General features: G+C 44.6%; 10 protein-coding genes. 7 read left to right on the top strand and 3 right to left on the bottom strand.

What is annotated here, in order from left to right; all coding sequences use genetic code 11:
- Positions 1-43: 43 nt before the first annotated feature.
- On the bottom strand, positions 44-1027 hold the full coding sequence (locus PSF42_RS10085) for a quinone oxidoreductase (RefSeq protein ID WP_272679947.1): 984 nt from the start codon (positions 1025-1027) through the stop codon (positions 44-46).
- Between the two features lie 212 nt (positions 1028-1239).
- Between PSF42_RS10085 and dnaB the strand changes: the two genes are divergently transcribed.
- The 3 genes from dnaB (at position 1240) to PSF42_RS10070 (ending at position 5317) form a co-directional block, all read left to right on the top strand.
- Positions 1240-2652: a replicative DNA helicase gene (gene dnaB / locus PSF42_RS10080; RefSeq protein ID WP_004260904.1), complete on the top strand. Its 1413-nt coding sequence runs from the start codon at positions 1240-1242 to the stop codon at positions 2650-2652.
- A gap of 286 nt (positions 2653-2938) precedes the next feature.
- Positions 2939-4021, top strand: coding sequence for an alanine racemase (alr, locus tag PSF42_RS10075; RefSeq protein ID WP_125892835.1), 1083 nt, complete (start codon positions 2939-2941; stop codon positions 4019-4021).
- A gap of 102 nt (positions 4022-4123) precedes the next feature.
- Positions 4124-5317: an amino acid aminotransferase gene (locus tag PSF42_RS10070; protein WP_125892833.1), complete on the top strand. Its 1194-nt coding sequence runs from the start codon at positions 4124-4126 to the stop codon at positions 5315-5317.
- A gap of 87 nt (positions 5318-5404) precedes the next feature.
- On the opposite strand, the gene uvrA is transcribed toward PSF42_RS10070, so the two are convergent.
- On the bottom strand, positions 5405-8239 hold the full coding sequence (gene uvrA / locus PSF42_RS10065) for an excinuclease ABC subunit UvrA (RefSeq protein ID WP_125892831.1): 2835 nt from the start codon (positions 8237-8239) through the stop codon (positions 5405-5407).
- Positions 8240-8687: 448 nt separating this feature from the next.
- Between uvrA and PSF42_RS10060 the strand changes: the two genes are divergently transcribed.
- The gene (locus tag PSF42_RS10060) at positions 8688-9209 is read left to right on the top strand and encodes a single-stranded DNA-binding protein (protein WP_125892829.1); all 522 of its coding nucleotides are present in this window, start codon (positions 8688-8690) and stop codon (positions 9207-9209) included.
- Positions 9210-9281: 72 nt separating this feature from the next.
- On the opposite strand, the gene PSF42_RS10055 is transcribed toward PSF42_RS10060, so the two are convergent.
- On the bottom strand, positions 9282-9386 hold the full coding sequence (locus PSF42_RS10055; protein WP_125892974.1) for an IS3 family transposase: 105 nt from the start codon (positions 9384-9386) through the stop codon (positions 9282-9284).
- Between the two features lie 282 nt (positions 9387-9668).
- Here PSF42_RS10055 and PSF42_RS10050 point away from each other — a divergent pair, with 282 nt between their 5' ends.
- From PSF42_RS10050 to PSF42_RS10040, 3 genes are all read left to right on the top strand, one after another.
- Complete coding sequence (locus PSF42_RS10050) at positions 9669-9893, top strand: helix-turn-helix domain-containing protein (RefSeq protein ID WP_125892827.1); 225 nt, start codon at positions 9669-9671, stop codon at positions 9891-9893.
- A 147-nt stretch (positions 9894-10040) separates the two neighbouring features.
- Positions 10041-12140, top strand: coding sequence for a RecQ family ATP-dependent DNA helicase (locus PSF42_RS10045; protein ID WP_272679946.1), 2100 nt, complete (start codon positions 10041-10043; stop codon positions 12138-12140).
- Positions 12137-13486 (top strand): DNA-processing protein DprA, encoded by a 1350-nt coding sequence (locus PSF42_RS10040; protein WP_272679945.1) that lies wholly within the window; start codon positions 12137-12139, stop codon positions 13484-13486. Before PSF42_RS10045 ends, PSF42_RS10040 begins: the two co-directional genes overlap by 4 nt.
- The last annotated feature ends 148 nt before the right edge of the window (positions 13487-13634 follow it).

The raw sequence follows: 13634 nt of genomic DNA, 5'->3' as shown, positions 1-13634 counted from the left end.
CCTTAACTAGCAAAAATGACTGGCTAATTAAGGGGGCTATTTATCACGGAATAAGCAAACTCGAACCTTGGGTTTTTCTTGATTCGATAGTGAGGTGGGCTTTTTGTGCATCTTTTAAAGCAAAAATTTGTGATTGCGGGACATCCACGTTCACTTTGCCGCTTAAAATCATATCAAATAAGGCATTACTCGCTTGGTCTAGCTCAGCACGGTTAGTCACATAAACGCCTAATGATGGGCGAGTAACGTATAATCCGCCTTTTTGGTTTAAGATCCCCAAATTTACGCCAGTGACAGGGCCTGAGGCGTTACCAAAGCTAACCATCAAGCCACGGCGTTTGAGCGAGTCTAATGAGGCAAGCCATGTGGATTGACCTACAGAATCATAAGCCACACTCACTTTTTCGCCATGAGTGATTTCTTTCACGCGAGCTGCAATGTCTTCTGTTTGGTAATTGATCACTTCCCATGCTCCTGCATCTTTGGCTCTTAACGCTTTATCTGCAGAACCCACCGTGCCTATCATTTTAGCGCCTAGTGCGTTTGCCCACTGGCACGCTATCAGCCCAACACCGCCTGCAGCGGCATGGAACAGAAAAATTTCGTCACGGCTCAGTTGATAGGTTTGATGGAATAAGTAATAAACTGTCATGCCTTTTAATGAGCTGGCAGCAGCTTGCTCAAACGTAATGCCATCAGGGAGATGAGCGACCGCATTTTCAGGAACATTGTGGACTTCGCTATACGCACCTAGTGGGCCTTGCGCATAAACGACACGATCACCGGGCTTGAATCCTGTGACATGAGCACCGGTTTTTACAACAACACCTGCTGCTTCTGTACCAAGACCACTTGGCAGCTTAGCAACAGGGTATAAACCGCTGCGCACATAGGTGTCGATAAAGTTAATCCCAATAGCTCGGTTTTCAATTTGAATTTCGTTATCTGCTGGATTTACTGGGGAATAATCTACTAAGTTAAGTACATCAGCGCCGCCATGTTGCGCGAATTCAATACGTTTTGCCATGACAATCTCCAATAAGGACTATTCATTTTAATTACAATAACAATCGTTTTATCATAACGCCATGTTTCAATCAGAAGAATTATAGGTTTGTGCTTTCACTGATGTATTTTATCTTGTGATTACTTTGCGCAAAGACGCAAAGAAAACCACAAAAAAATAAGATTGGCGTATACTAAGCGCAGATCGTTAATTATAGACTTGGATATTAATGTATGGCTAAAAAACCCTCATCAAATTTTAAAACGGATGCCCCACGAGACCACCAAATGGAAGGGTTAAAACTTCCACCACATTCTCTCGAAGCGGAGCAGTCTGTTTTAGGGGGGTTAATGTTAGATAACGAGCGTTGGGATACCGTTTCTGAACGTGTGACTCATGCTGATTTCTTTAGCCGACCCCACCGCACCATTTTCTCGCAAATGCAATTTTTGCTTGAGCAAGGTAAGCCCATTGACCTTATCACCTTATCGGAGTCACTAGAACAACAGGGTGAATTGGATAGCGTCGGTGGTTTTGCTTATTTGGCTGAGCTATCTAAAAATACGCCAAGTGCAGCGAATATTAATGCTTATGCAGACATTGTCCGCGAACGTGCGATTGTTCGCGATATGATTTCTGTTGCTAATGAAATTGCGGATGCAGGCTATGATCCACAAGGGCGAAGCAGTGAAGACCTTCTTGATTTAGCCGAAACCAAAGTTTTCCAAATTGCCGAATCAAGGGCGAATAAAGACGAAGGGCCGAAAGGCATCGAAGCCATTTTGTCAGAAACCGTTGAAAAAATTGAGCAACTTTACCAGCAGCCTCACGACGGTGTTACTGGGGTTTCAACAGGTTACCAAGACCTCGATAAAAAAACGGCCGGCTTGCAAGGGTCGGATTTAATTATTGTTGCCGCGCGTCCATCCATGGGGAAAACCACCTTTGCGATGAACTTGTGTGAAAATGCGGCAATGACAGAAGAAAAACCGGTACTTATCTTCAGTTTGGAGATGCCAGGTAACCAAATTATGATGCGTATGTTGGCGTCACTATCTCGTGTCGACCAAACTCGCATTCGTACTGGGCAACTTGATGATGAAGATTGGGCGCGAATTTCAAGCACGATGGGTATTTTGATGGAAAAGCGCAACATGTACATCGATGACTCTTCGGGCCTGACTCCTACAGAGGTACGTTCACGTGCGCGCCGTATTTATCGTGAGCATGGTGGTTTAAGTTTGATTATGATTGACTACCTCCAATTGATGCGAGTTCCTGCTCTTTCTGATAATAGAACATTAGAAATTGCTGAAATTTCACGCTCACTCAAAGCGTTAGCAAAAGAGCTTAATGTTCCAGTAGTGGCGTTGTCACAGTTAAACCGTAGTCTTGAGCAACGTGCGGATAAACGCCCTGTTAACTCGGATTTACGTGAATCAGGATCTATTGAGCAAGATGCGGACTTGATTATGTTTATCTACCGCGATGAAGTTTATCACGATAACAGTGAGCTCAAAGGCGTTGCTGAGATTATATTAGGTAAGCAGCGTAACGGACCAATTGGTACCGTGCGCTTGACGTTTAATGGGCAGTGGTCGCGTTTCGATAACTATGCGGGGCCGGCTTATAACGACGAAGACTAAATCCTAGTCATAAATACTCGTCATATTTCGCGCTGTCGCGGTGTTGGCTTCATTCCCTAATCCTAGTCACATACTTTTGTATGCTCCTAGGATTAGCTCAATCGCCGCCTAGCGACAACGCAAACTATTTAGAGTGTTGGAACTAGCGTATTAAAATTAAATGATCCATAAAAATAATATCGAATGGAAATTGATATTTTTTAGCGTATAACAAATAGAGAACATATTGGGCTGCCAAAGGGCAGCTTAATTTTTAGCGGGTTTAGAGAAAAAGAACGAGGAAACAATGAAAGCGGCAACCGCATTGATAAACCGCCGCGCTCTGCGACACAACTTGCAACGGGTGAAAGAGATTGCGCCAAATAGCCGAATGATTGCAGTTGTCAAAGCAAACGCTTATGGTCATGGATTAGTAGGGGTTGGTCAGGCAGTAGAAGAGCTAGTGGATGGCTTTGGGGTGGCAAGGCTCAATGAAGCCCTACTATTACGGCAGCACGGTGTGGTAAAACCGATCGTGTTATTGGAAGGTTTTTTTGAACATTCTGACTTGCTGTTGATGGCAGAGCATCAGATTGACACGGTGATCCATTGTATTGAACAGCTTGAAATGCTTGAAGCTACCAAATTGCCTTATCCTCTGAAAGTTTGGATGAAATTGGATACCGGTATGCACCGCCTTGGTGTTCTTCCTAAAGATGCCGAAGACTTTTATCAACGCTTACAACGCTGCCAACAAGTTCAACTTCCTATCAATATTGTTAGCCATTTTTGCCAAGCGGACGCGCCTCATTTGCCGACAACTGAAAAACAAATTGCCTGTTTTAAACAGTTTATTGCTGGTAAAGAGGGGGAGAAATCCATTGCGGCCTCCGCGGGGATCTTGCTCTGGCCAGAAGCACATTATGATTGGGTACGCCCAGGGATCATGATGTACGGAGCATCTCCACAAGAAGGTAAAAGCGCAAAAGACTTCGGTTTACTTCCTGCGATGACACTAAAATCAACATTAATTGCGGTTAGGAAACATGCAGCAGGGCAATGCGTAGGTTACGGTGAAACATGGTGCAGTGATAAAGATACGCTGCTTGGGGTTGTTGCAATCGGCTATGGTGATGGTTATCCACGTAACGTACCTTCAGGTACACCCGTGTTAATTAATGGACGAAAAGTGCCTATTGTTGGGCGAATTTCCATGGATATGACAGTGGTGGATTTAGGGCTAAATGCCAATGATAAAGTGGGTGATGACGTTATTTTGTGGGGAAATCAACTGCCAGTTGAAGAAATTGCCACACAAACGGGCATTATCAACTATGAGTTGCTGACAAAGTTAACCTCTCGAGTTGCAATGGAATATGTAGACGAATAGCCAGCAAAGGGTTATTTTCAGGTAACAACGTAAAAATGACGTTAAATATGGTAAATCATCGCTTGGTTTATTTAGCGTAAAATAATGATTAGGAGATGTCCTGTGTTTGAACATGTAGATGCTTATCCGGGCGACCCAATTCTGTCGTTAATGGATGAATTTAATAAAGACACTCGTGAAAATAAAATTAATTTGAGTATTGGTCTTTACTACGATGGTGAAGGTAAAACCCCTGAGCTGGGTACTGTTGGAACGGCAAAAGCGACGTTAAGCCAATTGCCTGCGAGTGCATCCTTGTACTTACCTATGGAAGGTTTAAAAGATTATCGTACTGAATTACAAAAACTGGTATTCGGGGAAGATTGCCCGCTAATAGCACAGGAGCGTATTGCGACTGTCCAAACGATTGGTGGCTCTGGTGCATTGAAAATTGGTGCAGATTTTTTACATCAGTATTATCCAGACTCAGAAGTGTGGTGCAGTGACCCAACTTGGGAAAACCATGCCTCTATTTTTTCAGGTGCGGGTACAAAAGTGCATTATTACCCCTACTTTGATGAAAAAACCAAAGGCGTTAAATTTGATGAAATGTTGGCAACATTCAAAAAATTGCCAGCAAATAGCATCATTTTAATGCACCCATGCTGCCATAACCCAACAGGCTCCGACCTGACTCCTGCACAATGGGATGAAGTCACTAAAGTGGCATTAGAGTACAAGCTGATCCCATTCTTAGATATTGCTTATCAAGGTTTTGCAGAAGGCATCAATGAAGATGCCTATGCGATTAGAACAATGGTTAAAGCTGGCTTACCTGTGTTTGTCAGTAATTCATTCTCTAAAATCTTTGGTATCTACGGTGAGCGTGCCGGTGGACTATCCGTTATTTGCGAAAACCCAGATGAGCGCGACCGGGTATTAGGCCAGTTAAAAGCAGGTGTTCGCCGCTTATACTCAAGCCCGCCATCAAATGGCGCAAAAATTGTTGCAGCGGTATTAACCAATAGTGCAGAAAAAGCCAAATGGTTAGCAGAAGTGGAAGAGATGCGTTTGCGCATTTTAGACATGCGTACGGTACTGGTTGATGAGCTGAAAAAAGCATTACCAAACCACAATTTCGACCACTTATTAAAGCAACGCGGTATGTTCAGCTACACCGGTTTTTCTAAAGAGCAAGTTGCTCGTCTGAAAGATGAGTTTGCCGTTTATTTAGTCGGAACAGGACGTGTTTGTATGGCAGGCGTCAATCGCCATAATGTTAAACGCATTGTGGAAGCATTTGCGGCCGTTAGTTAATAACTCTTCGCTATCGTAATAATTATCAGGGAGCAAAATACTCCCTGATAATCTTCTTACTTATTTATTTTTTAATGGCCTTTCTACTTAGTAGCCGCGTTCTAAAATCGGTTTTAAGAACCTAGCGGTATGGGATTTTTTACATTCAGCCACTTCTTCTGGCGTGCCGGCAATTAAAATTTCACCGCCACCGCTACCGCCTTCAGGGCCTAAATCAACAATCCAGTCTGCCGTTTTAATTACATCAAGGTTATGTTCAATGACCACGATAGTATTGCCTTGGTCACGTAGCTGATGCAGAACCACTAACAGCTGTTGAATATCCGCAAAGTGTAGGCCAGTTGTTGGTTCATCCAAAATATAGATAGTTTGTCCTGTTCCGCGTTTAGATAACTCTTTAGCTAATTTCACACGCTGTGCTTCACCACCAGAGAGCGTCGTCGCTGATTGGCCGAGGCGGATATAGGATAAACCAACGTCCATCAGCGTTTGTAACTTACGGGCAAGGGCGGGTACGGCATCAAAAAATTCACGAGACTCTTCAATGGTCATATCCAGCACTTCATGGATATTTTTACCTTTATATTTAATTTCTAGTGTTTCGCGGTTATAGCGTTTGCCTTTACATTGGTCACAAGGGACATACACATCAGGTAAGAAGTGCATTTCAACTTTGATAACGCCATCACCTTGGCAAGCTTCACATCGCCCGCCTTTAACGTTAAAGCTAAAGCGCCCAGGGTTATAACCACGAGTTCGAGACTCAGGCACACCGGCAAATAATTCACGAACAGGTGTAAACACACCGGTATAGGTAGCAGGGTTGGAACGTGGTGTACGGCCTATTGGGCTCTGGTCAATATCAATGACTTTGTCAAAGTGCTCTAAGCCTTCTACATCCAAATAAGGGGCAGGGGTGATGGTGGTCGCCCCATTTAATTGGCGTTGAGCAATAGGGAATAGAGTGTCATTGATGAGCGTTGATTTACCGGAACCTGATACACCAGTAATACAAGTAAATAAGCCCACAGGAACTTTTAGCGTCACATTTTTTAGATTGTTGCCTTTGGCTCCAAATACCGTCAGCATTTTATCTTTATTAATTGGAACGCGTTTTTGCGGGATATCAATTCTGCGCTCACCGCTTAAAAATTTACCAGTGAGTGAATCTGGGTTTGCGACAATATCTTCCAGTGTTCCTTGGGCAACAATCTGCCCGCCATGTACCCCAGCACCGGGTCCGATATCAATGACATGGTCTGCGGCGCGGATCGCGTCTTCGTCATGTTCAACGACGATCACGGTATTTCCTAGATCACGAAGATGGATTAATGTTTCAAGTAAGCGGTCATTATCCCGTTGGTGTAAGCCAATTGAAGGTTCGTCAAGAACATACATCACTCCCACTAAACCAGCACCAATTTGGCTGGCTAAACGAATGCGTTGTGCTTCACCACCAGACAAGGTGTCAGCAGAACGTGAAAGTGTCAGATAATTAAGCCCAACATTGACGAGAAATTTCAGGCGATCGCCAATTTCTTTTAAAACTTTTTCTGCGATTTGAGCGCGCTGACCTGTGAGTTTTAGGTTCTGGAAAAATTCCATTGCGTGGCCAATGCTGTAATCTGCGATTTCAGGCAATGTCGTATTTTCAACAAATACAAAGCGCGCTTCTTTACGTAAGCGAGTCCCATGGCAAGAAACACATGGGCGGTTGCTGATATATTTCGCTAATTCTTCACGGACAGCCGTTGATTCTGTTTCTTTATAACGGCGTTCCATATTATTGAGCACGCCTTCAAAAGGGTGTCGGCGCACGGTGATGTCACCACGATCATTACGGTATTTAAACTCAATCGCTTCTTTGCCTGAGCCGTATAAAATAATTTTTTGAATAGCAGGGCTTAAGGTGTCGTAAGGCGCTTCCACATCAAATTTATAATGCTCAGCTAATGACATCAGCATCTGAAAATAGTAAAAATTACGGCGATCCCAACCCCGAATTGCACCACCCGCGAGTGAGATTTCAGTATTTTGAATGACTCTTTCGGGGTCAAAAAACTGCTGAACACCTAAGCCATCACAGCTCGGACAGGCGCCTGCAGGGTTGTTAAAAGAAAATAGGCGAGGTTCAAGTTCCACCATGCTGTAGCCGCAAACGGAACAGGCAAAATTGGCAGAAAAAACCAGTTCTTCTGCATTGGCGTCATCCATATCTGCAACAATTGCGGTACCGCCAGACAGTTCTAATGCAGTTTCAAAGGATTCAGCTAAACGCTGAGCGATATCATCACGAATTTTAAAACGATCGACAATCACTTCAATCGTATGTTTTTTCTGTAATTCGAGCTTTGGCGGGTCGGATAGATCGCAAACTTCCCCATCAATTCGGGCACGGATATAGCCTTGGCTGGCTAAGTTATCGAGTAACTTAACGTGCTCCCCTTTACGTTCTTTAACGACAGGCGCAAGTAGCATCATTCGGCGATCGGTGGGCTGAGCCAGAACATTATCGACCATCTGGCTAACAGTTTGAGCCGCAAGAGGTATGTCGTGATCAGGGCAGCGAGGTTCACCAACACGTGCAAATAATAACCGCAGATAGTCATGAATTTCTGTGATGGTTCCGACTGTCGAACGTGGGTTATGTGAAGTGGATTTTTGTTCAATTGAAATTGCAGGGGATAACCCTTCAATATGGTCGACATCCGGTTTCTCCATTAAAGAAAGAAACTGGCGAGCATAAGCAGATAAAGATTCAACATAACGGCGCTGACCCTCTGCATACAGGGTATCAAAAGCTAAAGATGACTTCCCTGAACCAGATAACCCAGTAATAACAATGAGTTTGTCGCGAGGGATGATGAGATTGATGTTTTTCAGATTATGCGTGCGTGCGCCGCGGACTTCGATATTATCCATTTACCACTTCCCGGATGATTTGATATTGAACAATCGCAAGAGACTATTATCACATATTTATGGCTGAATGGATATACAGTATTTCCTATTCGTCATATTTCAAACCGTGGCGTTGTTGGCTGCTCTCAGTTACGCAAGTCACATACTTTTGTATGCTCCCTACGATATCTTCGCTTGCCGCCTAGCCACTGTTTGAACTATTTAGAGTAAGATTTTAATGGTGAAACAAAAAAACAGAAAAACAGCGATCTGAATTTATCGAAAAGATAGATGCGGTGTGCATTATTTTGTGTCTATACTGACAAAAGCACTATGAAATTTCACTAAAAGCTGGAAAGCGTTTCGCAAATTAACAAGCTCAATTTCAATTATTGGTGCAAATCAGCTCTGTCGTGGTAAACTTCACGGCTAATCCAGAGATTAAAATTCAATGCATCAGGAGTAATAAATGGCCAGCAGAGGCGTAAATAAAGTAATTCTTATCGGTAACCTAGGACAAGATCCAGAAATCCGTTATATGCCTAACGGCGGAGCTGTGGCAAACCTGACTCTGGCAACTTCTGAAAGTTGGCGTGACAAGCAAACCGGCGAGATGCGTGAAAAAACCGAATGGCACCGCGTGGTTATTTTTGGCAAACTTGCTGAAGTCGCTGGTGAATACCTGAAGAAAGGTTCACAAGTCTATATCGAAGGTTCTCTGCAAACACGTAAATGGCAAGACCAAAGTGGTCAAGACCGTTATACGACAGAAGTTGTTGTGAATATCGGTGGCTCAATGCAAATGTTAGGTGGCCGTGGTGGTGATGCATCTTCACAAGGTCAGGGTGGCCAAGGTGGTTGGGGTCAACCTCAGCAGCCACAAGCAGCACAGCAATTTAGTGGCGGCGGAGCCCCTGCAGCACGTTCATCAGCGCCTGCTCCACAAACTAATGAACCACCAATGGATTTCGATGACGATATTCCGTTCTGACGGTTATCTGAGACCTATTTTTGTTAAGTTTGATCATTTAAATTAAATATAACAAAGATTTGAGATAAAAGTTTACAGTGCGGCTTGTAAGGCCTGATTTCGATATTCAATCGGAGTCAGGCTTTTTAGTTTGGCGTTGGCCCATTTGGTATTGTAATACTCTATATATTCGTCAATTTTTCAGTTAGTTCATCGGTATTTTGAAAATTATGTCAATGGTACATTTCTGGTTTTAATAGTCCGAATATGTTTCCAGTAGTATCGAAGTGGATTTTACCAGTCACAACGTCCGTTACATAGTCAATGGATTGGTCAAAAACATACCTGCTAACTATAAGGTAGACTACCAACGAATGTTTGGTAATCAATAAGTCTGAAAGCTTTTCTTACTTGATCTCCCTCCCAGATCCTATATATTGACATTTTGGTATTTTTTCGACATTGGTGAAAAATCTCGTCATGAGTGACCCCATATTGACTATAAAAGACATGGCCGATTACCTCAAGGTGAATGAACGGACCATATACCGTTTGGCCGCAAGTGGTGAACTACCAGGCTTTAAAGTGGGTAACTCCTGGCGATTTAAACAAAGCGAGCTGGAGCAATACATCGCCGCTCAGCACAACCGTGCAAGTGTGAGTGAAGCCATTAAATCAACAGACAGTAGTTCAGACGACAACTAGGAATTCGGCCCGATGGCATAACTGGAAAACATCGAAGCAATTGAAAAACGCCTGTGAAAATCTGCTGATGCCCTAAAGCCCGTGACCAGCTACTACTCAAACTGATGTTATGAGTAGCGAGCTAACCATGTAAATCAAGGAGTGATCATGAATCGAGCCCAAGCCCAACAATTACTAAAAGCTGCCTTAGCTAATCCTGCCGCCGAATTCCGCGATGGCCAATGGGAAGCTATTGATGCATTGGTGAATCATCGTCAAAAGCTGTTAGTGGTGCAGCGCACCGGTTGGGGTAAAAGTTCGGTTTATTTTATTAGCACCAAAATATTCCGTGATCGGGGGATGGGACCGACTATTATTGTTTCGCCTTTGTTAGCTTTGATGCGTAACCAGATCGAATCGGCGCAGCGTTTGGGTATTGTCGCCGAGACCATGAACTCAAGCAATCAAAACGATTGGCAGGCGGTGACCCAGCGGGTTCTGAATAATCAAATCGATTGTTTGTTGATTTCCCCTGAGCGCTTGGCCAACGACAACTTTATCCAAACCGTGTTACAACCCATTGCCGATCGTATCGCTCTGATGGTGATTGATGAAGCGCATTGTATTTCGGACTGGGGTCATGACTTTCGCCCCGATTACCGTCGAATCGTGAATATTCTTCGCCAGTTGCCTGCCAATACGCCGGTACTGGGGACTACAGCAACAGCTAATAACCGTGTAGTTGAGGATATTCAAACTCAGCTTGGAACTATTCAAATCCATCGAGGCCAGTTGATCCGAGAAAGCCTTGCATTGCAGACTATGATATTGCCCGATCAGGCTTCTCGATTGGCTTGGTTGGCGCAGGTGATACCTACATTACCGAGCACAGGTATCGTTTACACCTTAACAGTACGGGATGCCGAACAGGTAGCTGAATGGTTAAGTGATAATGGCATAGACGCCAGAGCTTATCACGGTAGCGTTAAAGCAGATGGTTTTGAAAATAGCAACTTATATCGACAGCATCTGGAAGAACTGCTGCTCAATAACCGGTTAAAGGTATTAGTAGCTACCACAGCCTTGGGGATGGGCTACGACAAACCGGATTTAAGTTTTGTTATTCACTATCAAGCGCCGGGCTCTATTGTTGCCTATTATCAGCAGGTAGGGCGCGCCGGTCGTGGTATTGATTATGCTGTAGGGGTGTTGATGTCCGGTGTTGAAGATCAGGATATTCATGAATTTTTCCGCGACTCGGCTTTTCCTTCAGAGGAGCATGTTAATGAGATCTTGTCAGTTCTAGAGCAGAACGATGGTATGTCGATCCGTAGCATTGAGGAGCAAACCAACCTTCGGCATGGCCAGATTGAAAAAGTATTAAAGCTGCTGAGCGTGGAAAACCCTGCACCTGTCATTAAAGACGGAAGTCGTTGGGTTAGAACACCGGTTCGTTACCAAATGGATCATGCCCGAATTACTCACTTAACCGGGCAGCGGGAGAACGAATGGCAAGAGGTTCAGGCATATTTGAATGATACTGGCTGCAAAATGACTTTTCTGCGCCGGGCGCTGGATGATCTCGATCCTACGCCTTGCAATAAATGTTCATCTTGCCTAGGGCAGGCCGTCATCAATACTCCGATTGATCCTGCTTTGGTGCATCGTGCAGGTACCTTCCTTAAGCACGCGGAAATGGTGATTACCCCTAAAGCACAAGTGGCGGCCAATTCCTTTCTGGATTACGATTTTCATGGTAATCTACCCCAGCAACTTCGCGCACAAGAAGGCCGTGTTTTATCCCGCTGGGGGGATGCTGGCTGGGGTAGTACGGTTGCTGACAACAAGCATGCCGGGCGTTTCAGCGATGAGTTGGTTGAAGCTATGGCGGAAATGTTTCTTCAGCGCTGGCAGCCGGATCCTGCACCACAGTGGGTGTGCTGCGTGCCATCGCGTAATCATCCTGAACTGGTACCGGATTTTGCTTGTCGTTTGGCTGCACGATTGGGGCTACCGTTCGTGGATGCAGTTAGCAAAGTTAAAAACAACCAGCCGCAAAAAGGCCAGCAGAACCGTTTCCATCAATGTCGCAATCTGGATGGAGCGTTTGCTGTGGCTCAATGTCATCAGGGACAGCCAGTTTTGCTAGTGGATGACGTAGTCGATTCCGGCTGGACGCTGACGGTCATTGCGGCACTCTTACAGCAAGCAGGCAGCGGGGTGGTTTATCCTGTGGCACTCGCTTCATCTTCGGTGAAAGACTCATGATTGAATCCACTCTATTGTCACCCACGGCACAAGCGACCTTACTGTTGACCAGTTATTTTTCGAAAACCAGTAGCGAAGCTGCTAAGCCACTGACTAATACGGAGTGGGGGCGCTTTGCCTTATGGCTAAAAGAAAAGTCCACCACACCCGCCGACTTGTTGATGACTGATCCGAAAACATTGCTGCATGGTTGGCATGATGCGCGTGTCAGTATAGAGAGGATCATTGAATTATTAAGTCGTGGCCATAGCCTCGCATTGGCCATGGAAAAATGGCAACGGGCTGGTCTCTGGGTTGTGACTCGCTCAGATCCAGAATATCCAAAACGCCTAAAACAACGGTTGAAAACCGATTGTCCGCCGGTGTTATTTGGCTGCGGTAATAAATCCTTGTTAAATGCAGGCGGCTTAGCGGTTATTGGCTCTCGCAATGCCAGCGAGTCTGATCTGGCCTTTACTGAACAGGTAGGAGCGAAAGCAGCAACAGAGGGCATAGCTATTGTTTCTGGTGGTGCACGGGGGGTCGACGAAACGGCAATGCAGGGTGCCATCAAACAAGGTGGAGTGGTGATCGGTATTATGGCTGATAGCTTGCTAAAAGCATCAACCAGCAGCAAGTGGCGAAAAGGGGTAATGGATGGTCATACTGTATTGGTATCTCCTTTCTACCCTGAGGCAGGATTCAGTGTAGGTAACGCGATGGCTCGCAACAAATATATCTATTGCCTTGCGGATAGCTCTCTGGTGATTCACTCGGGCAAAAAAGGCGGTACACTAAACGGTGCAGAAGAAAATCTGAAAAAAGCATGGGTGCCGCTGTGGGTTAAACAAACGACTGATAAAGATGCCGCGAATGCCGATTTGGTTGCCAAAGGTGGCCGTTGGCTGGAGGCAGACTCTCAAGCCTTCACTATTTCCAATTTAATGAGTAATGAAGGTGGCTGCGAGAGTCAGCTAGATGGGCAGATGGGTGATCTATTTTCCATGCCAGCGCAGTCGGAATTATTTTCTGAGCCTGAGTCTAATCTTAAGCCACAATCTGAACTTGAAGAAGACCCTACCGAGTCAGAGAATGAGGTAGCCGCTAAAAATCAGGAAAATATTGAGGCTATTTCAGAGCAGATTACCGAAAATGAGGCTGTGCCAGCAGGAGCTGTCGATTTTTATCAGGTGTTTACCTCTGAGCTTCAGCGTTTTGCTGAAGAGGCAGTTGCCTTTGATGAACTGGTTGAAATTACACAGCTTCATAAGACCCAGTTAACTGAATGGTTGAAACGTGCTGTTGATGATGGTGTGGTGAAGAAGCTCAATCGTCCGGTACGTTATCAAGTTAAGAATAAGGAATAGAGGAATTTATTCATAAGTATGAATAAATAAACTCTGGTTCAGGAAGTCATCGCAGTATAGTAGCCTGATTGTGGCTCCACAGTTAGTTGAGTAAAAATACTAAGGTTTAACATAGAGTTGATGGTAATAGTGGGAAATGAATTTTTTC

It is taken from the genome of Providencia sp. PROV032, assembly GCF_028484875.1.
In the GTDB taxonomy this organism is placed as follows: Bacteria; Pseudomonadota; Gammaproteobacteria; order Enterobacterales; family Enterobacteriaceae; genus Providencia; species Providencia rettgeri_E.
The sequence above is the reverse complement of the archived record's forward strand: the minus strand, read 5'-3'. Positions and strand labels throughout refer to the sequence as shown.

Bases quoted from the DNA above. Each gene is read 5' to 3' on its own strand.
- PSF42_RS10085 (WP_272679947.1), bottom strand. From the start codon at position 1,027: ATGGCAAAACGTATTGAATTCGCGCAACATGGCGGCGCTGATGTACTT.
- dnaB (WP_004260904.1), top strand. From the start codon at position 1,240: ATGGCTAAAAAACCCTCATCAAATTTTAAAACGGATGCCCCACGAGAC.
- alr (WP_125892835.1), top strand. From the start codon at position 2,939: ATGAAAGCGGCAACCGCATTGATAAACCGCCGCGCTCTGCGACACAAC.
- uvrA (WP_125892831.1), bottom strand. From the start codon at position 8,239: ATGGATAATATCGAAGTCCGCGGCGCACGCACGCATAATCTGAAAAAC.
- PSF42_RS10060 (WP_125892829.1), top strand. From the start codon at position 8,688: ATGGCCAGCAGAGGCGTAAATAAAGTAATTCTTATCGGTAACCTAGGA.
- PSF42_RS10050 (WP_125892827.1), top strand. From the start codon at position 9,669: ATGAGTGACCCCATATTGACTATAAAAGACATGGCCGATTACCTCAAG.
- PSF42_RS10045 (WP_272679946.1), top strand. From the start codon at position 10,041: ATGAATCGAGCCCAAGCCCAACAATTACTAAAAGCTGCCTTAGCTAAT.
- PSF42_RS10040 (WP_272679945.1), top strand. From the start codon at position 12,137: ATGATTGAATCCACTCTATTGTCACCCACGGCACAAGCGACCTTACTG.